We start from the raw sequence: 23,082 nt of genomic DNA on the forward strand, positions 1-23,082 counted from the left end.
GCATACTCTATGAGGTTTATGAGTAATTCGGTTTATTGGCCCGAAATTACTATTAAGAAGCAACTGCATGGTTGTAGCGCGAAAATACTGAGCTCTGCAAAATCCCCCTCACCTATGGGATGTTTGTGACTGATATTTTTAACAGCATAACCTCACAAGGCAATTGCAGAAACTGTCACTTCCTGTCATTGCCTTGCTGTTTTTCTGATAGTAGCATTGACGGACTGACTGTATCCGGACGCAGACAGCTCTCAGGTATCGCGTCGGAGCCGACGTCACTTCATCCGTCTCAGCGAACCCGGATTGCACAATTTGCCAAGCTTGATCGATTAGTGCCTGCAGAGCGTCCGACATTCGGAGCAACTACTCGGTCATTCCATACATACAGTTTAAGAAGTCAGCCGGATGAACTGTCTTTATCCGCTAACAGGATGGTATTGGCCCCGGTTTCTGCGTGAATGGGTAGCGAAAGGCAGAACGTCGAGCCTCTGGCGTCGCTGGCCGTCAGTGTGACGTCCCCCCCATTCTGTCGGGCGATTTCGCGCGATATGTATAGTCCCAAGCCAAAGCCCGTTGTACTTTGGGTAGACGATCTGAAGTATTTCATGAATATGAGTTCGCGCTCATCCGGTGCGACCCCTTTGCCCTGGTCAGTCACACAAATAAGAGCCGTGCTTGCATCAGACGACAACTGCACTTTCACGGGGGTCGTCGCGTGCGAGTATTTCAGCGCGTTCTGGATCAGATTGTGCAGCACAATCTCTATAAGAATGCGGTCACCCTTAACTGGTATTTCGTGGTTGTGAACAAAATCAATACGATCCGCGGCAATGTCATCAAGCCCCATTCGGGTTGTTCGCATAATCTCGTTAAGGTCGAAGACTTCCGTGTGCTCGGATTGCGATTGTCCGGCATCAATCCGACCACCAGCCAGCACGTTTTCGATTAGCAGCGCCATTCTTTTAACAGTGCGGCTTATTTTGCCGATGCGCAATTTGATGCTGTCAGAGCCATTGGCCAACGAGACTAGCAAATTATCCGCAGCAGCGGCAATTACGGCCAATGGACCCCGGAATTCGTGCGACACCACAGCTACGAAGTCCTGTTGTTGTGCGAGAGCTTCATTAACGGAATCAAGGGACTGTTTGAGCTTCGTTTCGAGCAGTCGGCGGCGTTCCACCTCAGCTTTCAGCGATGCATTGCTCTCGGCAAGTTCTGCCGTCCTCTCTCGAACTTTGATTGTCAGTTCGCGTTCCGCTGCCTGCGAGATGGCCAGAATGCGATCCTGTTCTTCTCGCTGACGACGTTCAGTACGATGCTCAGCCACACGGCCAGCAAGAATAATCAGCACAAGGCCTAAGGTCGCGACGATTCCGGCGATTACAAAATGTTGCCGGCACATGGAGGGCAAGTGATCAAGTGATGCGAGCGTAAGCAACTGGTATCGCGCATTGGTCAATGGCTGACGCCGTATCAGATAGGGGTGGCCATCGATGATCCATTGGTCGCCCTCTTCTGCTTGCGCAACTTGACGTACGGCCATCGCCTCTCCCGGGCCCTCGTCACTGTTCGAAGGCTGCAGAGTTTCCGGCGGCAGAACCGCCGCCACATTTCGTAGCATGAACGTTTCAGACGAGGCGGTTGTGACTCGTCCTTGGCGGTTCACGATCAATGCGATGTGTCGGCCTGTCAGATAATGTGCCATTACCGGAGCGTCGAAACGCACCGTAACCGAACCCAAAGGCTGATCGTTGATGTCTTCGATCCGGCTGGTAACAAAGTAGGATGGCATCCGGTTTAAACGAGCGATACCGAATAATTGCCCGCTACCGTCGCGCAAGGCGTCAATGAGATATGCCCGGCCGGTATAAATCTGCCCCACTATGTTGAAGGAATCCGACCATTGACTGGATATCAGCGTATCGTGTGACAAGTTGTTCATATAGATACGAGCATAGCTGAGATCTTCGGATAGCCGGGTCATGAAGTCGCCGACCATGCGAACCATTGGATCACTCGTAAGAATGTTCGCCCGTTCCTCCCGCGTTAATTCTGAAAAACCAGGAGGATCAACCCGATAGCGAGAGGCAAGCTCGATTACCCGGCTCTGCTTCGCAACCATGTTTGCAACGCTGTTCATTTCCGTGAACAGCCGGTCGACAATCCGCGCCGTTGTCTGGGCTTCATACTCGGCACTAGCAGCCAAATTCCTGGTTTCGGCTGCGAGTGCGAGGTGGGAAATCCACCAGCCAAGGCAAGCAACTAAAGCTAGCCATGACACAGATACCCCCAATGTCATCGGCGATAGATTTGGCACCAGTTGCTGTCTGGGCTTGGCCTTTTTGCGGGTCAAACTGCTTTCAGGCATAAGCCGCGATACCGTTCACATTCTTAATTATCATCGCCAGACGAAGTATCCGGATTATCGACCTCGCACCCAATCCCATGGCAACCGATGTAACTCCCCTGTGTGTCAAAGTTCGGATTGCCGTCCTTATCAAACTGGGACCTTGTATCGATCTGTCTTTCTTCGCGGCGGCGACGCTCCCTTTTGCGCTCACGGTCGCGCTGTTCTTGTGCATAAATCCGATCTTGAGCGCGTTGTTCTTCCTCTTCATGTCGTGCGCTTTGTTCCATCATGCAGTTTGCAAAAGCATCGGTTCCAGGTCGGAACCCGAAGGAGGAGCAAGTATCCTGATCTACTTCCTCTGCTGTAACGCAACCGGCGATTGCCAGGGGTATAAACGCGAGCAGTAAGTACCTTATTCTGATGATTTCCATCCAATCCCCACTTGAATTATTTATTGAAGTCGCTGGAACTGAGCCTATTCCTATTAAATCTCGCCGGATTAATTGTAATACTTATATGGGTTCTAACTCTTGTCAGTCTATTGTCTCTAGAAGAGTGCTATTCTGGATTGTCAACCAGGCAACCGACCCCATGACATCCGATGTAGTTGCCGTGGGTGTCGTAGTTTGGCTCCCCATTTCTGTCGAATTGGGGCGTCATATCGATCTCAGAACTCTCGGGCCGATCAATACTGCATCCAATACCATGACAACCATTATAGTCGTCTGTATAACGGTGGTTACTCGTCGTGTGACGACGCTTATTCTTGTGCTCGGTTAACATGCCATCAACAATCGCACCGAGCACCGCACCTGCCACAATCCCGCCGACGTCATGGCCTCGATGATCATACTGGCGTGCGCCTGGATCAAATCCGTCGCCACGACCGTGATGATAACCGCCAACATCGGCAAATACACCAGAACAGCCTTGAGCAACCCAAATATAGCGGCTCTTCGGATTATACCCCCAGGTTCGGTTCAATATGCAAGACGCACTTGATGTCTGATGAATAAGTTGAGGTTTAGACAAGGGGCCAGCATAACATTCATCGTATTTATAATCTCTGGATCGGCATTCTACTGTCGTTTGAGCTTTCGCCTCGAAGACGACGGGCGTTGTGAACGTTGTGCTAGATAAAACCATCGCAGCTATTGTCCATTTAGACATCATTACCCTCCGGACGTAAGAAATTTTATGAGCAAAAGGATCACGGTTTTGCATTCGATAAGAAAGCATTGATTAATATACTTATAGCGTATCAATAGGCTGTTTTGTAAAATGTTGAAAATTAATATTAACAGAAATAACATTAGACATTACTGATATAATATGGCGCTATCGTCTCGCCCTTGTATCGGCCGGGAAGCTGTGCCTGAGTCGATCCGGGATCGAGCTTGGTGCGGAGCATCCGGCAGACTAAAACACGCATCATAACAACGCACACACCTCGACCCGCATTTGGTTCGAAGGATAAGGCGGCAAATGTCGATTAAGAAAAATTGCTGTGAGGCCAAATCCGATCAGGACATTGTTGTTTCGACCGACTGGGTCGAGGCTTGTCAGAGAAATGACTTTTGGCGAGAGGCTTCCCGACCCTTTTATGAAACGACACCGATCCCAGGAAGCGCAGGTGGCCAACTGGAGGGCACGATAAGGTCTCGCGAAATTGCCGGTTTCACTTTTGCGTCTGTGACATTCAACGCCCAACGATATAATCGCGACCGACGCATAATCGCATGGAGTGGTCTGGATCAATTCCTCGTGGCTGTTGTAACGGGAGGCGAAGTTCGGGGTGACTTCGCTAACAATAATCTGACGGCCCGACCCGGGGATATCTGCGTCCTTGATCTAACCCAAGTTCTTCAGAGTGATGTGAGTGCAGGGGGCACACTGTCTGCCCTTATACCGCGTGGAATACTGGCTAAGGCGACAGGGCATGTAAACCTGCATGGTCTGGTATTGCAAGCACATCTTCCGATGACGAAGTTGATCACCGCTTACCTTGAGGGATTGAATGGCCTGAGGGAGCATCTGTCAAATGATCAAATTGTTGCAATACAGGAATCGCTGGTTACCATCCTGGCCGCAGCCTTGCGAGGTCTCCGCCCAGTCGAAGATGACGAACTTCGACCCTTAAGCATCGCTTTACGTCAGCGAGTTTTGGATTTCGTCGACCAGAATCTCAATAATCCCGACCTTAGTCTGGATTTGATACTTCGTCGTTTCAATGTCTCTCGTGCACACCTTTACCGTGCGTTTGCTGAAGACGGCGGCACTGCGGGTGTGATCAGAAATCGCCGGCTCGACGCGGCTTTTCTTGAGATAACGCGCACAGATATAGTTCCGAGATCTATTGCCAGGATCGCATTTGAACATGGCTTCTCAAGCGCGGGCCATTTCTCGCGGTGTTTCCGTGCACGTTTCGGTTTGATGCCGGGTGAGGCGCGACGCGAGCGGTTGGCTGAGCCGCTGGTTCCGGAACTTCGAGCACATTTGTTGAGATTTGGAAGCGACGGTGTCCAAATACGCCAAATGAGACCGCCGGGCTACAAAACTGAGACGTCTGGATAATGCGCCGAAGGCTTCATTGCTGTATGAGGTAAGGCCGGAAACAACGCGCGATCAAGGAGCAAGTACATCAACCCTTCTGCTTGCCCGTGTATATCTGTATATCCGAAATTTAGCCGATACCGGTAACGCCATAAACGCTTGAGATCGACAATGTCAGATATCTTACGAAATCGTCTCAATTTCGATGGAAAACGTGAAGGCGGCGGCGGCAGTATCCCTCTCGTATATCTGGTTGATGATGACGACGACTTCCGCGAGGAAATGGTCTTTGGGCTTACCAATCTGGGCTTGAATAGTCTCGGGTTTGAATCTGCTATATCTCTTTACAGAGCATACGCAGCCAAGCCATCAGACATTGTTATTCTCGACGTCGGACTGAAGGGAGAAGACGGGCTGTCCGCAGCAGCGCATTTGAGAGCATCGCAATCCGTTGGCATTATTATGGTGACAGCTCGCGGTTCCATCGATGATCGTATTCATGGTCTTGAGTCGGGCGCAGATGCATATCTCGTCAAACCAGTCGATGTTCGAGAACTCGCTGCGACGGTGATGGCGCTCTATAATCGTCTGGAGCGGTCCACTTTAGTGTCATCGTCTCCTTCCCCACAATGGGCGCTCGTGGAAAGCGGCTGGGTCATCACCGATGGTCGGGGGCAACGTCTCCGGCTGACGACATCCGAACAACGGATCTTGAGCCGTTTGTTGTCTGAGCGTGGCGCTATAGTTGAACGGCATGCGCTGGTCGATGCACTCGGAGAAGATATCTATGAGTTCAACTATGCTCATTTGGACACTATTGTGAGCCGGCTGAGACGACGGGCCAAGAAAGCAGGGATTGTGCTGCCTTTGCACGCAATTCGGGGTAAGGGTTTTACCTTCGCCGATTGAGAAATGGTATTTGGCACTGTTTGATTTTCGAAAACGTGTGCTGGTGGCTGAGCGCTATAGTTGCAAACCCGTCAGGCTGCGAATGGGAGCAAACAATCGATACTGAAGTTCAAATATCTCGGGGAACAATGAGCTCTGTCGGTATCATTTCGCGCAAATCTTTTGTTTGAGTTGGCTCATCCAGAAGTTCAAATGCGCGTTCGATCATTGCTTGAACATTCTGCCGGATCATTACAACTGGGAAGTGAAGAACTTCGATGAACGGGTCCCAGTCGAAACAACCGATGGAGCACTCCCTAACCTCGTCGACTGGCAATGTCTTGAGAAAGCTGACCACGCCTTCAAAAGGGCTCGTCGAATTCACGAAAAGTGCCTCCGGCAACCTGTTCAACCTGCCGTAAATCTCACGGATCGTCATCGCGGCGGCATTAGGACCATAACCATTCGTGATGATGGCGCCGGAGTGAACGGGTATGTCCAGCGCAGCCAGCTCATCCTTATACCCGCGCACACGTTCGCGCGTGTTGTGGTCACTATCCACGCCACCGATGAAGTAGAAGCCGTTGTCTGTTCGATGAGACCTGCGGCTGGCAATCTGATGCGTCAGAACGCGTGCACCGTCATAGTTGTCACTGATTACGGATGCGCCATGCTTTCCGGGAAGGTCCACGTTTATGTGTTTCAGATGAGCCCTTTCGCAGAGTTCGGCGACACTGTCTGGATCTGTTGCGCCCGCGATCAACAAGGCGTCGACATTGTGGGCAATTAATGTTTCCACAGTGCTGCGTTCCTGCTGCGGATCGCGTAATGTGCTGGCTACAACGGGGATAAGATTCCGTGAGCGCGCAACCGTTTCAAACGATGCGGCCATGGAGCTGAAGTATCGGTTGTCCAGCATAGGCAAGATCATGCCGATCATGCCGGAATTGGATATGCGCAGCCCACGTGCCTGAAGGTTGGTGGTATAGCCGAGTTCAACCGCTATTACTCGAATTCTGTCTGCAGTTGCTTTAGTAATTCTTCGATTCTCCCATGAGCCATTCATAACCGAAGCAACGGTCGATGCGGATACACCAGCGCGTTCGGATATGTCGTAAATGGTTGCTTTCCGGGAGATGCTCATCAAGCCTGCTTTTTTGTCTTGGTTGGGTCCCGATATTAGTGGTGCGATAGTGTTTGCTGCAAGTAGGGGAAGGTGTAATCCGATCTATTCCTCTGTCATTTTCCTCTTGACCAGATGCAGGGTGGTGAGCGATGGTTATGCTGCACTATCGATGGTGCACCATAATTGTATGCCGAGAGGAGCGGCGCGCACATGCCAAAGCCAGAAAAGGCTTCCCTTTGTGCGTAAAAAGCCCCGTCAGCATAGTTCGATTTGATTGGTACGCCGCAAAGCAAGGTGGCGTTGGAATACCTGAGTTTGAGGGGCTGAGGGTCGCTGTAGGGAGAACACATGGGGTGTAGTAGCGAGTAAGTTCGTCTGAAAGATCGCGTAAAGTACAAAATTGAAAACCCGATGGGAGTGAGACATGAAAAATATATTTGGTAAGGCAGCTTTTGCTGCGGTGGTGCTATCGTCTTTCGCTGGCAATGCTCAGGCGGAAGTGAAGGATGCAGTGGTCGGCTTTCTGATGCCGGACCAGGCATCGACGCGCTATGAGGAGCGCGATTATCCGGGCTTCGCGGCGGAGATGAAGAAAATTTGCGAAAGCTGCAAGGTGCTTTATCTCAATGCCGATGGCGATGCGAGCAAACAGCAGCAGCAATTCAACTCGGTCATATCGCAAGGTGCTAAGGTGATCGTGCTCGACGCGGTCGATACGGCAGCGGCAGCCTCGCTGGTCAAGCTTGCCCAGTCGCAGGATATCAAGGTCATCGCTTATGACCGTCCGATCCCCGATGCGCAGTCTGATTTTTACGTGTCGTTCGACAATGAAGCCATCGGCAAGTCGATTGCGGAATCGCTGGTCAAACACCTGAAGGACAAGGGTGTGCCGGGCGACAAGGGCGGCGTTTTGCAGATCAACGGTTCGCCGACCGATGCTGCAGCAGGCCTCATCAAGAACGGTATTCATGCCGGTCTGAAGGACAGCGGTTACAAGACGCTTGCAGAATATGACACACCAGAATGGGCACCGAGCAAGGCTCAGCAGTGGGCGAGTGGTCAGATTACCCGCTTTGGCGATCAGATCGTCGGTGTCGTGGCTGCCAATGACGGCACCGCAGGCGGTGCGATTGCTGCGATGAAGGCCGCTGGCATTGATCCGCTTCCGCCGGTGACCGGCAATGATGCGACGATTGCAGCCCTGCAGCTCATTATTTCCGGCGATCAGTACAACACGATCAACAAGCCGTCTGAAATCGTTGCCGCAGAAGCAGCACGTGTTGCAGGCCAGCTCCTGAACGGTGAAACCCCGAAGGCTGAAGCCACGCTTTACAACACGCCGTCGAAGCTTTTCGTTCCGGTGGTCGTGACGGCCGAAAACCTTAAGGCTGAAATCATCGATAAGAACATCGTTTCCGCTGAAACGCTTTGCGTCGACCGTTATGCCGAAGGCTGCAAGAAGCTCGGGATCACCAAGTAAGCAACGATACGCCCGACAGGAATTCCGGTCGGGCGATTCCATGCGATAATGGCATATCGCGCGATATGCCGGGAAAGCGAACCATGTCCCAGGAAAACAAACCAACCGCGTCGTCGCGGCAACCAGTGCTGCGTCTGAGCGGCATATCCAAGAACTTCGGTGCCGTTTCAGCGCTGACCGATATCGATCTGGAAGTCTTTCCGGGCGAAGTCGTCGCGCTTGTGGGCGATAACGGTGCGGGAAAGTCAACCCTCATCAAGACACTGGCAGGCGTTCACCAACCAACATCCGGTACTATCGAATTCAATGGCGAGAAAGTCGTGCTTTCGTCGCCAGGTGTGGCGCTCGACCTTGGCATTGCGACGGTCTTTCAAGACTTGGCGCTGTGCGAGAATCTTGATGTCGTTGCCAATATTTTCCTCGGCCGTGAGATGAGCCCTTATCGTCTTGACGAGGTGTCGATGGAAATAAAGGCATGGAAGCTTTTGAACGAGCTTTCTGCCCGTATCCCGAGCGTGCGTGAGCCGGTCGCGTCCCTTTCCGGTGGTCAGCGGCAGACAGTCGCGATTTCGCGCTCGCTGCTGCTCGACCCAAAGCTCATCATGCTTGATGAACCGACCGCAGCGCTTGGTGTCGCGCAGACGGCGGAAGTGCTGGATCTCATCGAGCGCGTCCGCGATCGTGGGCTCGGTGTCTTGATGATCAGCCACAACATGGAAGATGTTCGCGCGGTTGCAGACCGCATCGTCGTGCTGAGGCTTGGCCGAAACAACGGTGTCTTCTACCCCGATTCCTCCAATGAGGAACTGGTCGCGGCCATTACCGGCGCGAGCAGCAATTCCGTTTCGCGCCGTGCCGAACGGCGTCAGGCGCAGCATGAAGCCGGTCAGGCCGATGATCGGGGAGAAGCACAATGAATCAGGCAACTGGAAATACTCCTCTCGACCGTCAGGACACCCGTGTGCGCCATGATGAGGGCGTTTCAGGCGCCCTGCGCAATTTCTTTGACCGTGTTCGTTCAGGCGATCTTGGATCGCTGCCGGTCATCGTCGGTCTCGTCATCATCTGGACCGTTTTCCAGACGTTGAACCCGGTTTTTCTATCGAGCAACAATCTCGTAAACCTGTTGTTCGACTGCTCGACCATTGGCGTGATTTCGCTCGGTATCGTCTGCATTCTGATGCTGGGTGAAATCGACCTTTCGGTGGGTTCGGTTAGCGGACTTGCGTCAGCCATCGTCGGCGTGCTTTGGGTCAATCATGGCTGGCCTGTTGGTTTTGCTATGCTTGCGGCGCTTTGCACCGGGGCTTTGATCGGCTTGCTTTATGCATTTCTCTATAACCGTTTTAGCATGCCGAGCTTTGTGTCCACGCTCGCCGGTTTGCTGGCAGCGCTTGGTCTTCAGCTTTATCTGCTCGGCAACACAGGCTCGATCAATCTACCGTACGGCTCTTGGCTCGTGAGCTTTGGCCAGCTTCTGGTCATGCCGCGTCCGCTGTCTTATTCGCTTGTGTTGGTTGCGGGACTTGCCATCTTTTTCACTGGGTTCCGCTCCGCACAGCGTCGCCGTGAGGCCGGACTGTCGGCGCCGTCGTCAGCCGGGATCGCGCTTAAAGCCATCGTTATCACGATCATTATCGGCGGTGCGGTGCTTTATCTCAACCAGTCGCGCGGCGTGCCTTGGATGTTTGGCCTGTTCGTTGCGCTGGTAGTTGCGTTGAATTATGCGCTCACCCGCACGAAATGGGGCCGTGCGATGCAGGCCGTCGGCGGCAATCGCGAAGCCGCGCGCCGGGCTGGTATCAATGTGAAGTTCATCTATATGTCGGCCTTCATGACCTGTTCGGTTCTGGCCGCTGCGGGTGGCATTCTGGCTGCGGCCCGCCTCGCGTCTTCCAGCCAGCAGGCTGGCACCGGCGATGTCAATCTCAATGCCATTGCGGCAGCAGTCATCGGCGGCACCAGTCTTTTCGGCGGACGCGGCAGCGCCTGGTCGGCTCTGCTCGGTATTATCGTCATCCAATCGATTGCCAGCGGTCTGACCTTGCTCGATTTATCATCGTCGCTTCGTTACATGATCACAGGCGCTGTGCTCGCGATTGCAGTGATTGTCGATTCCCTTGCCCGCCGCTCGCGCCAGTCGCACGGTCGCGCCTAAACCTACAAGGACTGAAAATGGCTCAGGATCTCAACGGAAAAATCGGCGCCGTCACAGGTGCGGCTTCTGGCATAGGCTTCGAATGTGCAAAGCACATGATCGAAGCGGGTATGACGGTGTTTCTTGTCGACCGTGACGAGAAGGCGCTAAACGAAAAATGCGCAGAGCTTGGCGATAAAGCCAGACCGCTGGTCATTGATCTGCTCAATCCGGCTTCGGTCGCCACAATGATGCCGCAGATTCTCGCAGAGACGGGCAAACTCGACGTTTTTCACGCCAATGCCGGTGCCTATATCGGTGGTCCGCTGTGGGAAGGCGACCCGGATGCATGGGACCGCATGTTGAACCTTAATATCAACGCAGCGTTCCGCACCATTCATGCCGTGCTGCCGCATATGATGGAACGCAAGACGGGTGACATCATCATGACGAGCTCTGTCGCCGGCGTGGTGCCGGTGATCTGGGAGCCGATCTATACGGCCTCGAAGCACGCTGTTCAGGCTTTCGTGCATACGGTTCGCCGTCAGGTCGCCCCGCACGGTATCCGCGTTGGTGGCGTTCTGCCGGGTCCGGTGGTTACCGCACTTATTAGCGACTGGCCGAAGGCAAAGCTGGATGAAGCGCTGGCTAATGGCAGTCTGATGGAACCGAAGGAAGTCGCGGAATCGGTGATGTTCATGCTGACGCGCCCGCGCAACATCACGATTCGTGATCTGGTCATTCTTCCTCAGAGTCTCGATCTTTAAATGGGAGTGACCATGACCAGTTATTTTCTAGGCGTCGATGTCGGCACCGGCAGCGCTCGCGCCGGTCTTTTCGACGCCAGCGGTACCATGCTTGCTTCGGCCAAGCGCGATATCGCTATCTGGCGTGAGGCGGGCAGCATTGTCGAACAGTCGAGCGCCAATATCTGGCAGGCTGTTTGCGAAAGTGTGCGCGAAGCTGTCGAAATTGCCGGTGTCGATCCGGCTGATATTGCCGGTATCGGCTATGACGCGACATGCTCGCTCGTGGTGCTGGGCGAGGGCGGCAAGCCGCTTGCCGTTGGTCCATCCGGCGATCCAGCGCGCGATATAATCGTGTGGATGGATCATCGTGCAGTCGGTCAAGCTGAGCGCATCAATGCCACCAAGGCCAAGGTTCTCGATTATGTTGGCGGCGCAATTTCTCCAGAGATGGAAACGCCGAAGCTGCTCTGGCTCAAGGAAAACAAGCCGGAAACCTTCGCTACGGCATGGCAGTTTTTCGATCTTACCGATTTTCTTACATGGAAATCTTGCGGCAGTCTGGCCCGATCGGCCTGCACGGTCACCTGCAAGTGGACCTATCTCAGTCATGAAAAGCGCTGGGATGAAACCTATTTCCGTGAAGTGGGGCTTGATGAACTGGCGGATGAAAATTTCATCCGCATCGGAACCGACGTTCGCGCTGGTGGCGAGAAGCTTGGCGGCTTGAGCGATCAAGCCGCGGCAGAGCTTGGTCTCGTGCCTGGTACAGCGGTTGCCGCCGGTCTGATCGACGCTCATGCCGGCGGGATTGGAACGGTTGGTGCGCGCGGAGAGGAAGGCCGGATACTGTCGCGCATGGCCTATGTGTTCGGCACGTCGGCCTGCACAATGACAACCACTGAACAGCCAGTTTTCGTGGACGGTGTCTGGGGACCGTATTATTCGGCGATGGTTCCAGGCCTGTGGCTCAACGAGGGCGGGCAATCGGCAGCGGGTGCGGCTATCGATCATCTCATCCACATGCATCCTTTCGCGGCGGAAGCTCAAATGCAGGCGACGGCCCAAGGCAAGGGGCTGGCGGACTGTCTTGCTGCCGAAATCGAGGCGAGGGGCGGCGCTGAACAAGCGGCTGCGATCATCGGCGACATTCATGTCGTGCCGGAGTTTCTTGGCAATCGTGCACCATTTGCTGATCCCGATGCGCGAGCGATCATTGCCGGGCTGGATCTCGATGCGGGAATCGATAGCCTGACGGCACTTTATCTCGCCGGGCTATGCGGCCTCGGCTATGGTGCGCGGCAGATTGTCGAGGCGCAGAAAGCAAAGGGGATCGTGACCGATACCATCGTGGTTTCTGGTGGAGCTGCGCGTTCGCATCTGGTGCGACAGGTGCTTGCCGACACGACAGGCCTTGTCATCGCAGCCTCCACGTCGCCGGAACCTGTATTGCTTGGTTCAGCAATGCTGGGTGCAGTTGCTGCGGGTGCCTATCCTGATCTGGCTTCCGCGATGCAAGCAATGTCGGAGCTTGGAGAGGTGAATAAGCCGGGTGCCGAACGCGCCAAATGGCATGACGGGCGTTTTGAGGCTTTCAAGCTTTTACAGGCAAGCGCGCGCAAAATCCGCTCGCTTCAGATGCGGTAGGTTGTCCACGAAAGCAGTCAGGACCGTTTGCGCTCAGGCCGTCACGTGCGTGTGCCACTGCTCTATCAACCTGTTGCTAAACTAATTCTGGCAAAGGTGATGGGAACGCGAATCCGATTGCAGGATTGGCGATCTGGCCTGGCAGCTTGGGAAACGGACCAGCAGTGACAATGGTACGCATGGAAAAGGGTGCTTCTTCGGGTTCGGGGCTTGGACAGCAGGCTGTCCGGCTTGCGGGGCTGCTTGTCTTTTTTGCTTTGGGTTACAGTTTCTGGCGCAACGAACATTGGCTCACGCTCTGCGCTGGACTGGCACTGTTTCTCTTCGGAATGCAGTGCCTGGAAGAAGGGTTGCGCAACCTTGCTGGCAGCGCACTGGAGCGGATGCTGGCACGCGGCACGTCGACTTCCTGGAAGAGCCTTCTCGTGGGTCTGGTCGGCGCGACCACGATGCAGTCGAGCACGCTGGTCTCCTTGATGACGATTGCCTTCATCACCACCGGATTGATTGTGCTCCCTGCTGGTATCGCGATCATCTTCGGTGCAAATTTGGGATCGGCCACCGGAATATGGCTGCTTGCGCTGGCGGGGCAGAATTTCAGCCTGTCGGCTTTTGCCTTGCCCTTGTTGGTCTTTGGTGTGCTGGCGAGTTTCCTCGGTCCGAAAATGAAGGCGTTCGGGCGGATACTGCTCGGCATCGCTTTCATCTTTCTTGGCATCGAGCAGATCAAGGAAGGCTTCTCGGTCGTGACCGGGAACCTGAATCTGGCGCAGTACAATGTCGATGGCTGGCTGGGTCGGCTGATATTTGCTGCCGTAGGGCTTGTGCTGACCCTGCTTTTGCAGTCGACTCATGCCACGCTCATGCTGGCTCTGACTGCACTTGGTCTTGGTCAGGTGGGCCTCTGGCAGGCGGCTGCAATTGCCATTGGCGCCAATGTAGGCAGCAGTGTGACGACTGGCATTGCCGGGGCATTGGGCGGCAATCGCAGCGGGCAGCGCCTGGCTCTTGCCCATGTCATCTTCAATGTTGTGACGGCGATACTCGCATTGCTGGTCATGGACATCTTTGTTCGTTTGGCAATCTTTCTGACGGCGGCTGTTGGGCTGGGTGACAATCAGCTCATCATGCTTGCCTTCTTCAATAGCCAGTTCAACATACTTGGTGTTCTGCTGTTTTGGCCGATGCTTCAACCATTCGCCCGATTTCTGGAACGTGTCTTACCAGTCAGTTCCGAACCCCGTGTTCTCATCCCGCATCCTGAACGACCCGCGCTTGACGCACAGCCACTTCAAGCGCGTTATCTGGACAAGTCGGCGCTCAGTTCGTTGGACACGGCTGGAGCTGCGGTAGTGCGCGAACTGCAACATCTGGGGCGTCTCAGCATTGAAGTCATCTGCAATGCGCTTTATTTGCCGGTCAGCGAAATCAACCGCGCCAAGCACGATGACGCTGTCATGCGTGCGCGTCCAGACGATGACTATGCGGATGCCGATTTTCTCTATCGCCGTTATATAAAGGGCGTCTATGGTGATATTCTGAGCTTTATCGGAAAGGTGGAGCTACCGGAAGACAAGGAGCGGCGGGCCTTCTGGATGACCTGCCAGATGGTTGCGCTTCAGCTCGTAGAGATTGTCAAGGACGCCAAGCATTTGCAGAAAAATTTGGGCTTCTATCTCCGTCAGGACGATTCACCCGTCCGCGAGGGTTATGTGGAGTTGCGTCACTATCTCATCAAGGTATTGCACGATGTTCGGCTGCTCACGCGTGCCGATGCGGCCAGCGGAAATTGGGAAGTGCGCCAGAAGGAATTTGCGGATCGCATCGGAATTTTCGAACTGGATTTCAGTACCCGCCTCTTCGCCCTGAACCGTGCAGGCAAGATCAGCGGCATGCAGCTTAGTTCACTTCTCAATGATCTGGGTTATGCGAGGCGCATTGCCAAAGGGCTGAACAATCTTCTTGAGATACGGAAGCGTTCCAAAGAGGACCCGCTGCGCAGCCTCTCGGAGATGTTTGACGAGGATACTCCGCTGGTGGCTGTATAAGGCAGGTAGGAACGGGCCGTTTTTGGCTTAAGCCAATGGCCGGTGGTCAGCCGTCGCCAACTTTCCAGATTGCAGCGTCGGTAAGTATATTCGAGCTTGTACCGCCGAGTTGCTGAACGTCCCGCCGCCGCCATGTCGGCGACATTCTACCGGCGATCACTGCGCTTATCGAACTGCATTCAGTTTGTTCATCTCTTGCACATTTCCCGATCGGGAGCGGAGATCAAATTCTAACGAGGCCGGAGCGCTTCAACAACCCCATGAGAACCAAGGGTAAAAGCGTGGTGATGAGAATGGCGATGAATGCCATGGCCATGCCGAGGCCGACCGAGCCTTGTTCGAACTGACGCCAGATGAAAATTGAGATTGTCTGCATTCCAACTGGTGCGACCAGTATTGATGCGACGAGTTCACGCGTGGCCACTGCAAAGACTAACAGCATGGCCGTTACGAGGCTTGGAGCGATTAGTGGCAACATGATGCGGCGGAAAGCGGTGAAGCTGTTTGCGCCGCAAACACGTGCCGCAGCTTCCAGATTGTCGCCGATTTGGTGGAAGGCTGCCGATGCATAGCGGATCGGCTGCGGTAGAAGAATGCAGCAATAGGCGAGCAGCAGGATCAGCGGCGTATTGTAGGGCGAGACGGATAGCGCGGGTTGGTTCCATGCCAGAATGAGACCGACCGCTACGACGACGCCGGGCAAGGCATTGGGCAGGACGGTCAATATGTCGAGCCAGAAGCGCCCGCGAAAGCGCATCTTCACCACGGCATAGGCGGCAACTGCGCCGAGCAGTCCTGTCAGAAGGGCACTTGCAACACCGAGCGACAGACTGTTGATGAGTGCGCGCATGCCGCCTGCGCTGTTCTCGACAATGGCGGCAAAATTGTAAAAGCCGAGGTTCGATGGCGCCAGCCCGCCAGATACGGTTTTTGAAAGAGCGGTTGCCAGAATGGCCAGCAGGGGAAGGCCGGTCGCAGCAAAGGCGACGACGGCGAACAGAAACACCACGGGAATTGCAAGCGCTCCGAGCGGACGTTTATCTTTTGCCTGCGGTTTGCCACCGGTCGTCACATAGGAGCGGCGCGTCAATATCCACCGCTGAAGCAGAAAGGCTGCCAGCGAAAGACAGACGAGCGCCAGCGAAAAGACGGCAGCACCCGCAAGATCGATGGGCCAGTCGGAAATGCGCAAGTCAATTTCCGTCACCAGAACTTCAAAGCCCGAGCGACGTCCAAGTGCTGCTGGTGTGCCATATTCCTCTATGGCGGCGGCAAAAACCAGTAGAAGGCTTGCCGCGAGGCCCGGCGTTGCCAGCGGCAGAGTAATACGGAAGAAGGAGCGCCAGGGGGAAGCCCCGAACACCCGTCCGACATCGGAATAGCGAACGCCAACCGCTTCAATTGTGCGCGAGACCGCAAAATAGACAAGTGGAAATGTGTTCAGTGCCATCACGAAGCTCATGCCGGCGACTGAGAACAGGAACGGAGACAGATTGAACCCGGCGAGTTGTTCAAGATAGCCCCGTGGTTGCAGGGTCATGATCCAGCCGAGCGTGGCGATATAGGGCGGGATCATGAAGGGCACGAGCATTAGCACGTCCCACACCACCGCGAACGGCACCCTGTAGAGCGCCCGGAACACTGCAAGCGGTACGGCGATGAGGACGGAAAGCACCACCACCAGAAGTCCGAGCAGAACAGTATTGCCGCTCATGCGCAAAAGCTTTGGGTCTTCAAACAGGGCCGAGAGATGCAGGAAAGGCTCGGCCAGCGAGCCTCTCCCAAGTTGCGGAAAGATTGCCTGAAGGACGATGAAGACGAACGGCACCGCGACGATGAATACCAGTCCGGCGACCGCAACAAATCCGAGCGGATTGCCAGCCGCCGCACTGCCTGTTTTCATGTTTGTCTGTCCCTCAGCTATCAGTTGCTGGCGGTGAAAGCGGCGCCGAACTCCTTCAGCGTCTCGTTGCGCTTGCCATAGGCTTCCTTGGCGTCAATCGGCAGAATTTTCAGATCGCTGATAAGCGGGCGATTGGCCGGGATGTCGCTGCGCGATGGCATCAGGTAAGTATCGGCGACCATTTTCTGACCTTCATCGGACAGCATATAGTCGATGAACTGCTTGGCCTCGTCCTGGTTCTTCGACCATTTGAGGATCATGGCAGGGCGCGGCGCGATCACCGTGCCGGATGCCGGGAAAATGACGTCGATGGATTCGCCCTTGGCCTTGCCCGCCAACGAAATGTAATCGACGGCGCCGAACACGGCGGCCTTGGCGCCTTGAAGAACAGGGTTCAGAGCTTCTGCATTGGCACCGGCGACAGTTGCGCCATTCTCGTGCAGGTTTCGGAACAGGTCCCAGCCCTGCTGAGCCTGTAGGGCCGCAACGAGCTCGAAGGTCGCGCCCGACTGTGCCGGGTCCGGCAGATTGACGAGGTCCTTATATTCAGGCTTGGCGAGATCTGCCCATTCGGCTGGCTTCGGCGTTTTGCTGGCAGGGTTCCAGGCGATGCCGAGGGCAGAGACGCCTTGCGCGACCGCTGTTTCATTCTTCAGGAAATCCGGCACGTTTTCGGCGTTCGGGCTGGTATAGGCGACCAGCCAGTCACGCTTGGCGAAGTCAGTTGCCGTATCCCATGATGCAGAGATCAGAACATCGACAACCGGATTGGCGGCTTCCGCTTCGATACGGGCCATCACCTTACCGGTCGTTGCCTGAAAGACGTTGACTTTCGCGCCGGTCTTGGCGGTGAAGCCGGTGGCAAGTTTTTCGATCAGGCTGCCTGGACCTGCCGAATAAACCGTGATGTCTGCATAGGCAGCCGTGCTGGCCAGCAAAGCGGTGACAAGCGCAAGCCCTGCGCCAAGAATGGTTTTCTTCATGTTTGCCTCCTGAGATATTGCCTGATGGAATGGTTTTATTGTGAGAACCAGCGTAGCTGGCTGGCATCGACCGAGATGCCGACTGCAACGCCGGGGGAAAGGCGGATACTGTCGAGATAGGTCAGTTCGTGCCCATCCTGCTGTGAACCGATACGCACCGTGGTTAGATGGCCGTCGCCGCGAAACTGCGAGCGCAGCACCGTTGCCGGAATGGCATCCCCATGGATGGGAACACTGCGAACCGAGCGCGACGGCAACAACACATGCGTCGCCTGTTCGGCGGCAGAAGCGTGGGCGATGTGGATTTCTGTGCGCGCAATCCTGTAGGCATTGTCGCGTTGCTCTACGGGTACGACGCAGCCAAGTCGCAGGAAATCTGCGACCGCCGGTGTCGTCGGTTCCGCGACAAGAGATTCAGGAGCGGAGAGCTGTTCGATCACACCAGCGCGCATGACAGCCACCTGATCGGCAAGCGAGAAAGCCTCGCTCTGGTCATGGGTGACATAGATCGCGGTCAGGCCGAGATTGGTGACAAGCTGCCCGATCTCGGTGACCATGTTTTCGCGCAGTTCGCGGTCGAGATTGGAAAGCGGTTCGTCGAACAATACCAATCCCGGCTCTGCAACAATAGCGCGGGCAATGGCGACGCGCTGCTGCTGACCGCCCGACATGTCGCTGACGGCGCGCTCGCCAAAACCAGAAAGGCCGACGCGATCGAGTGCCGAGACAACGCGCTTTTCCCGCTCAATGCGCCCCAGCCCCCTCATTTCGAGTGGAAAGGATACGTTGCCGAAAACAGTCATATGCGGCCAGAGCGCATAATCTTGAAATACCATGCCAAGATGACGCTTTTCAGGCGGAATGAACAATCCCGCCGAAGCATCGGCAACGGTGACGCCGTTGATCGTGATTGAACCCTTCGTCGGGGCGAGTAGACCGGCCACGAGGCGGAGCAGGGTTGTTTTGCCGCAACCTGACGGCCCGAGCAAAGCGAGCGTTTGTCCTTTCGGCAGTGAAAGATCGATATTCTTCAGTATGGTGGCCGTGCCATAGGCCAGATTCAGCCCTTCGGCTTGAACGGCGATATCCGCTTTAATATTCGAGGAATGCAACATTTTCCCACAATCCAAAAAGATTGGGAGCTTCTATTCCGATTGCATGACAGTGGGATGACGCCGCGGAAGCCTGTATTATTCGCAGTTCGGAACCAATCGCCATCACATCGGTTTGTCTGTGCATCCGACAAAGGAAGGGAAGACAATGAGATTTGGAAAACTCGCTCTTGGTCTGACGGGATTGGCGATAGGATACGCATTGACGCGGGCAAGCTCGCCGCAAATCCCACAGGGCATCGTGCCGGTAAAGCCCTTCGATCTCACGCGCTATCTCGGTAAATGGTACGAGGTCGGGCGCCTTGAGAACCGTTTCGAGCGCGGTTTAACCCGGACAACGGCGGAATATTCATTGAATTCCGATCAAACCGTCAAAGTGGTCAATCGCGGTTTCGATCCATGGAACGGGCGCTGGACCCAAGCTACGGGAACCGCCCGTTTTGTTCGGTCGCCTGACGAAGGTGCGTTGAAAGTTTCCTTCTTCGGACCTTTCTACGGTGGCTATAATATCGTTGATATCGACGAAGATAATTACCAGTGGTCGATCATCGTCGGATCGACGCGAAGCTATTTCTGGGTGCTTTCACGTGAGCCGGAGGCAAGCGAAGAACTAAAGGCCCGAGCAGTCGCACAGGCACTGCTTATGGGGATTAATCCCGACACTATTCTGTGGGTACCTCAGTGAAGGTGAAAGCCGCTCAAGAAAAAACCCGCCGAAGCGGGCTTGATCGTTAGCCTATGCCCCGTAAGGCACCCAGATGTTTTTCACTTGGATTGCACGGCGCAGATAATCCCGCCCCTGCCCTTCGGTTCCGTTGAGCCAGTTGGGCAGGCGGCCATTGCTGACCCATGTGGCCTTTATGTTTCCGGCTGATGCCTTTTCAACCATGGCACTGCCTTCGCGTGAACCGAAATACCAGACCGCCGCAACGTCATCATGCTCAGCCAATGTCTTCGTCAGAAGGTCACGTTCGCCGGTGACAATGTTGACCACGCCCCCCGGTACATCGGATGTGTCGAGCACTTGATAGAAATCACCTGCGATAAGAGGATGACGGCTTGAGGGCACGACCACCGTTCGGTTGCCCATGGCAATGGCAGGCAAGACGAGAGAGACGAGTGAGAGAAGCGGCGCTTCGTCGGGGCAGACAATGCCCATCACGCCCCATGGCTCGTTCATGGCGAGTGTCACATGGCGCGACTTGGTGGAATGAACCGCTCCGTCGAACTTGTCGGCTTGTGCGGCGTAATAAAAAATCCGGCGCAGTGCAGCGTCAAATTCCTCTGCCGCTTTCTTCTCGGTTAGCCCCGTGCTTTCGATCAGCCGCACCACGAATTCAGCGCGGCGTGCATCAAGGTTTTCGCCAAGATAGTAGAGCACCTGAGCCCGGTTATGCGCCGTGGCCGCGCCCCAGCTCCCGGCCTTGTTGGCCGCTTCGACAGCGTTGCGGATGTCTTTTCGGTTGCCGATGCCAGCCTGGCCGATGACCGCGCCGCCTTTGCCCTTGACCGAATAGCTGTAGCCGCCATCCGGGCGTGCCTGCTTGCCGCCGATATAGTTTTTCATCGTGCGGTCGATACAGTCGACGATGATCTTATCGTCACCGGACGGTGAAGCTGATGGCACGAAGGCTTCCGCAAGCTTGGTCGAGGGGAGGGCCTTTTCCCAATCGGAAACAAGATATTCATACATGCCTTCGCGTGCGCCTTCGCGACCGAATCCGCTTTCGCGGTAGCCACCGAACCCTGCGCCCGCATCAAGCATATTGGTGCAGTTGATCCAGACGACGCCAGCCTTCACCCGCGCTGCAAGATCGAGTGCGACATTGATATTCTCGGACCAGATCGAAGCAGCCAGCCCGTACCGCGTATTGTTAGCGAGCGAGACAGCTTCATTCGGAGTGCGGAAGGTTGTCGCTGCCGCAATCGGCCCAAAAATTTCCACCTGACAGATGGTTGAGGCCTGATCCACATCGGTAAAGAAGCCGGGGGCGATATAATTGCCCTTTGTGGGCAGCGGGTTCGGCATCTGCCAGAGTTCGCCGCCTTCCTCGATGCCCTTCTGGATAAGATCGGAAATTCGTTTCACCTGAGCGGATGAAACGATGGCACCAACGTCGGTGGATTTGTCGAGCGGATCGCCGACGCGCAGTGTTTCTAACCGCTTTCTGAGTTTGGCATAGAATCGGTCGGCAATGCCTTCCTGCACGAGCAGGCGTGAACCGGCGCAACAAACTTCGCCCTGATTGAACCAGATGGCATCGACCACGCCTTCAACCGCGGCATCAAGATCGGCATCTTCAAAGACGATGAAGGGCGATTTTCCGCCCAGTTCCAGCGAGAGTTTCTTGCCTGATCCGGCAATCTGCTCACGAATGACGCGGCCAACCTGGGTCGACCCAGTAAATGCCACCTTGTCCACGCCGTTATGAGCGCAGATTTCCGCGCCGGTTGTTCCATCACCCTGCACGATGTTGACGACACCGGCGGGCAGGCCAACTTCATGGCAGATTTCAGCAAAGGCGATGGCGGACAGCGGCGTCAAGTCGGCAGGTTTTAAAACAACTGTGTTACCGGCAGCCAAAGCTGGTGCGATCTTCCATGCCAGCATGAGAAGCGGGAAATTCCACGGAATGACCTGACCGCAGACACCAACGGGCGAAAAGCCTTTGAATGCGTCTTCCACCATCTCGGCCCAGCCCGCATGATGATAGAAGTGACGGGCGGCGAGCGGAATGTCGATGTCGCGGGTTTCGCGGATCGGCTTGCCGTTGTCCATGGTTTCCAGCACGGCCAAGAAGCGCTCACGCTTCTGGATATGGCGGGCGATAGCATAGAGATATTTGGCGCGCTCGTAGCCTGAAAGTTTGGACCATTTGCCAAAAGCAGCGCGGGCGGCTTTCACCGCCTGATCGACATCATCTGCATTGCCGCAGATGATTTCTGCGAGCTTGTCGCCACTGGCCGGATTGGCTACGGCAATTGCCTTGCGGCCTTCCGGTTTGACAAATGCACCGTTGATATAGTGACCGAAAGAGCGGCCATGCTGTTCCAGCCACAGGTTCACATCGCCGTTTGCTTCGGGGGAAGGTCCGTATTCCATGGTCTTGAGAATGTCCTTGATGGGTCGCATTCTGGAAATCCTTATGCAGCAGCGTGACGGTTGGCGGCGGAGTAGCGTCCGGTCACGAAGTGCTCCAATTGCCGTTCGATATCGCCAAGCATCGACGATGCGCCGATGCGGAACAGATCGGGTTCCAGCCAGCGAAGCCCAAGTTCTTCCTTCATCAGGGTGAGCCAGGCGAGCGCGTCTTTGGCGGTCTTGAGGCCGCCTGCCGGTTTGAAGCCGACGCTCTGACCGGAAAGTTCACCATAATCGCGCAGCGCCCGAACCATGGTCAGGCTCACTGGCAAGGTGGCATTGACGTCCTCCTTGCCCGTTGAGGTCTTGATGAAATCGGAACCCGCCTGCATCGCTACCATCGAGGCGCGATAAACATTAGTCAGCGTATTGAGATCGCCGGTGGCGAGGATCGCTTTCATATGCGCATCTCCACAGGCTTCACGCATGGCGGCAATCTCGTCGTAAAGGGCCGACCAGTCCTGCGTCAGCACATGCTCGCGCGTAATCACGATGTCGATTTCATGCGCACCCTGTTCGACGGCATAGGTGATTTCAGCGAGCCGGAGCGGCAGCGGCGTCAGACCGGCGGGAAAGCCCGTCGCCACCGAGGCAACCGGAATCCCGGAGCCGTCGAGCGCCTTCACGGCATGAGACACCATGGTCGGATAAACACAGACCGCGCCGGTAGTGATGCCTGCATCTGCAAGGCCGAGTGCTTCAAGAATATCCTCACGTACCGGGCGGCGCGCCTTGGCACAGAGCCTGCGTACACGGCCTGCCGTATCGTCGCCTGCAAGCGTCGTCAGGTCTATGCACTGGATGGCGCGGATGAGCCAAGCCGCCTGATATTCCTTTTTAACAGAACGGCGGGCGCTGATTGTCGCGGCGCGACGCTCGGAAGCGCTGCGATTGACGGACACGTCCTCAAACCATTCCGGCTTGAGCGGTGTTCCGTTGTTGCGGGGGAGAGCATCGGTCATTTCAT

At 55.3% G+C, this 23,082-nt stretch carries 18 protein-coding genes; 9 read left to right on the plus strand and 9 right to left on the minus strand.

Annotation, left to right across the window (positions count from 1 at the left end):
- Positions 1 to 397: 397 nt before the first annotated feature.
- The 3 genes from FJQ48_RS20070 to FJQ48_RS20080 form a co-directional block, all read right to left on the minus strand.
- A complete protein-coding gene (locus FJQ48_RS20070) occupies positions 398 to 2,353 on the minus strand; it encodes an ATP-binding protein (protein ID WP_247870424.1) in 1,956 nt (651 codons plus the stop codon).
- 38 nt (positions 2,354 to 2,391) lie between these two features.
- The gene (locus FJQ48_RS20075; RefSeq protein ID WP_139976674.1) at positions 2,392 to 2,781 is read right to left on the minus strand and encodes a hypothetical protein; all 390 of its coding nucleotides are present in this window, start codon (positions 2,779 to 2,781) and stop codon (positions 2,392 to 2,394) included.
- Between the two features lie 127 nt (positions 2,782 to 2,908).
- Positions 2,909 to 3,520, minus strand: coding sequence for a DUF3011 domain-containing protein (locus tag FJQ48_RS20080; protein WP_247870425.1), 612 nt, complete (start codon positions 3,518 to 3,520; stop codon positions 2,909 to 2,911).
- A gap of 315 nt (positions 3,521 to 3,835) precedes the next feature.
- Here FJQ48_RS20080 and FJQ48_RS20085 point away from each other — a divergent pair, with 315 nt between their 5' ends.
- Together FJQ48_RS20085 and FJQ48_RS20090 are read left to right on the plus strand one after the other, a co-directional pair.
- Positions 3,836 to 4,924: a helix-turn-helix domain-containing protein gene (locus tag FJQ48_RS20085; protein WP_139976675.1), complete on the plus strand. Its 1,089-nt coding sequence runs from the start codon at positions 3,836 to 3,838 to the stop codon at positions 4,922 to 4,924.
- Positions 4,925 to 5,074: 150 nt separating this feature from the next.
- Positions 5,075 to 5,812, plus strand: coding sequence for a response regulator transcription factor (locus FJQ48_RS20090; protein ID WP_139976676.1), 738 nt, complete (start codon positions 5,075 to 5,077; stop codon positions 5,810 to 5,812).
- A gap of 109 nt (positions 5,813 to 5,921) precedes the next feature.
- On the opposite strand, the gene FJQ48_RS20095 is transcribed toward FJQ48_RS20090, so the two are convergent.
- The gene (locus FJQ48_RS20095) at positions 5,922 to 6,935 is read right to left on the minus strand and encodes a LacI family DNA-binding transcriptional regulator (protein ID WP_139976677.1); all 1,014 of its coding nucleotides are present in this window, start codon (positions 6,933 to 6,935) and stop codon (positions 5,922 to 5,924) included.
- Positions 6,936 to 7,341: 406 nt separating this feature from the next.
- Here FJQ48_RS20095 and FJQ48_RS20100 point away from each other — a divergent pair, with 406 nt between their 5' ends.
- The 6 genes from FJQ48_RS20100 to FJQ48_RS20125 all read left to right on the plus strand — a co-directional run bounded on the left by FJQ48_RS20100 (position 7,342) and on the right by FJQ48_RS20125 (position 14,975).
- Positions 7,342 to 8,397 carry a sugar ABC transporter substrate-binding protein gene (locus FJQ48_RS20100; protein WP_139976678.1) on the plus strand — a complete coding sequence of 352 codons (1,056 nt, stop codon included), beginning with the start codon at positions 7,342 to 7,344 and terminating at the stop codon, positions 8,395 to 8,397.
- Positions 8,398 to 8,480: 83 nt separating this feature from the next.
- Entirely contained in the window at positions 8,481 to 9,314 is an 834-nt protein-coding gene (locus FJQ48_RS20105) for an ATP-binding cassette domain-containing protein (RefSeq protein ID WP_139976679.1), read from the plus strand.
- On the plus strand, positions 9,311 to 10,555 hold the full coding sequence (locus FJQ48_RS20110; RefSeq protein WP_139976680.1) for a sugar ABC transporter permease: 1,245 nt from the start codon (positions 9,311 to 9,313) through the stop codon (positions 10,553 to 10,555). Before FJQ48_RS20105 ends, FJQ48_RS20110 begins: the two co-directional genes overlap by 4 nt.
- A 17-nt stretch (positions 10,556 to 10,572) precedes the next feature.
- A complete protein-coding gene (locus FJQ48_RS20115; protein ID WP_139976681.1) occupies positions 10,573 to 11,301 on the plus strand; it encodes an SDR family oxidoreductase in 729 nt (242 codons plus the stop codon).
- A 12-nt stretch (positions 11,302 to 11,313) separates the two neighbouring features.
- A complete protein-coding gene (locus FJQ48_RS20120) occupies positions 11,314 to 12,927 on the plus strand; it encodes an FGGY-family carbohydrate kinase (protein WP_139976682.1) in 1,614 nt (537 codons plus the stop codon).
- A 170-nt stretch (positions 12,928 to 13,097) separates the two neighbouring features.
- Complete coding sequence (locus tag FJQ48_RS20125) at positions 13,098 to 14,975, plus strand: Na/Pi symporter (RefSeq protein WP_210236270.1); 1,878 nt, start codon at positions 13,098 to 13,100, stop codon at positions 14,973 to 14,975.
- Between the two features lie 223 nt (positions 14,976 to 15,198).
- Here the strand turns inward: FJQ48_RS20125 and FJQ48_RS20130 are convergent, their stop codons facing one another.
- The 3 genes from FJQ48_RS20130 to FJQ48_RS20140 are packed head-to-tail and all read right to left on the minus strand — an operon-like array spanning position 15,199 to position 18,976.
- A complete protein-coding gene (locus tag FJQ48_RS20130; protein ID WP_139976683.1) occupies positions 15,199 to 16,878 on the minus strand; it encodes an iron ABC transporter permease in 1,680 nt (559 codons plus the stop codon).
- A 20-nt stretch (positions 16,879 to 16,898) separates the two neighbouring features.
- Positions 16,899 to 17,861, minus strand: a complete 963-nt coding sequence (locus FJQ48_RS20135) for an ABC transporter substrate-binding protein (RefSeq protein ID WP_139976684.1) — start codon at positions 17,859 to 17,861, stop codon at positions 16,899 to 16,901.
- A 35-nt stretch (positions 17,862 to 17,896) separates the two neighbouring features.
- The gene (locus FJQ48_RS20140) at positions 17,897 to 18,976 is read right to left on the minus strand and encodes an ABC transporter ATP-binding protein (RefSeq protein WP_139976685.1); all 1,080 of its coding nucleotides are present in this window, start codon (positions 18,974 to 18,976) and stop codon (positions 17,897 to 17,899) included.
- A 145-nt stretch (positions 18,977 to 19,121) separates the two neighbouring features.
- On the opposite strand from FJQ48_RS20140, the gene FJQ48_RS20145 reads away from it, so the two are divergent.
- A complete protein-coding gene (locus tag FJQ48_RS20145) occupies positions 19,122 to 19,658 on the plus strand; it encodes a lipocalin family protein (protein WP_139976686.1) in 537 nt (178 codons plus the stop codon).
- Between the two features lie 51 nt (positions 19,659 to 19,709).
- Here FJQ48_RS20145 and FJQ48_RS20150 read toward each other — a convergent pair whose 3' ends face one another.
- On the minus strand, positions 19,710 to 22,106 hold the full coding sequence (locus FJQ48_RS20150) for an aldehyde dehydrogenase family protein (RefSeq protein ID WP_180350265.1): 2,397 nt from the start codon (positions 22,104 to 22,106) through the stop codon (positions 19,710 to 19,712).
- Between the two features lie 11 nt (positions 22,107 to 22,117).
- The gene (deoC, locus tag FJQ48_RS20155) at positions 22,118 to 23,077 is read right to left on the minus strand and encodes a deoxyribose-phosphate aldolase (RefSeq protein WP_139976687.1); all 960 of its coding nucleotides are present in this window, start codon (positions 23,075 to 23,077) and stop codon (positions 22,118 to 22,120) included.
- Between the last annotated feature and the right edge of the window lie 5 nt (positions 23,078 to 23,082).

Source organism: Ochrobactrum sp. CGA5 (genome assembly GCF_006345815.1).
Taxonomy (GTDB): domain Bacteria; phylum Pseudomonadota; class Alphaproteobacteria; order Rhizobiales; family Rhizobiaceae; genus Brucella.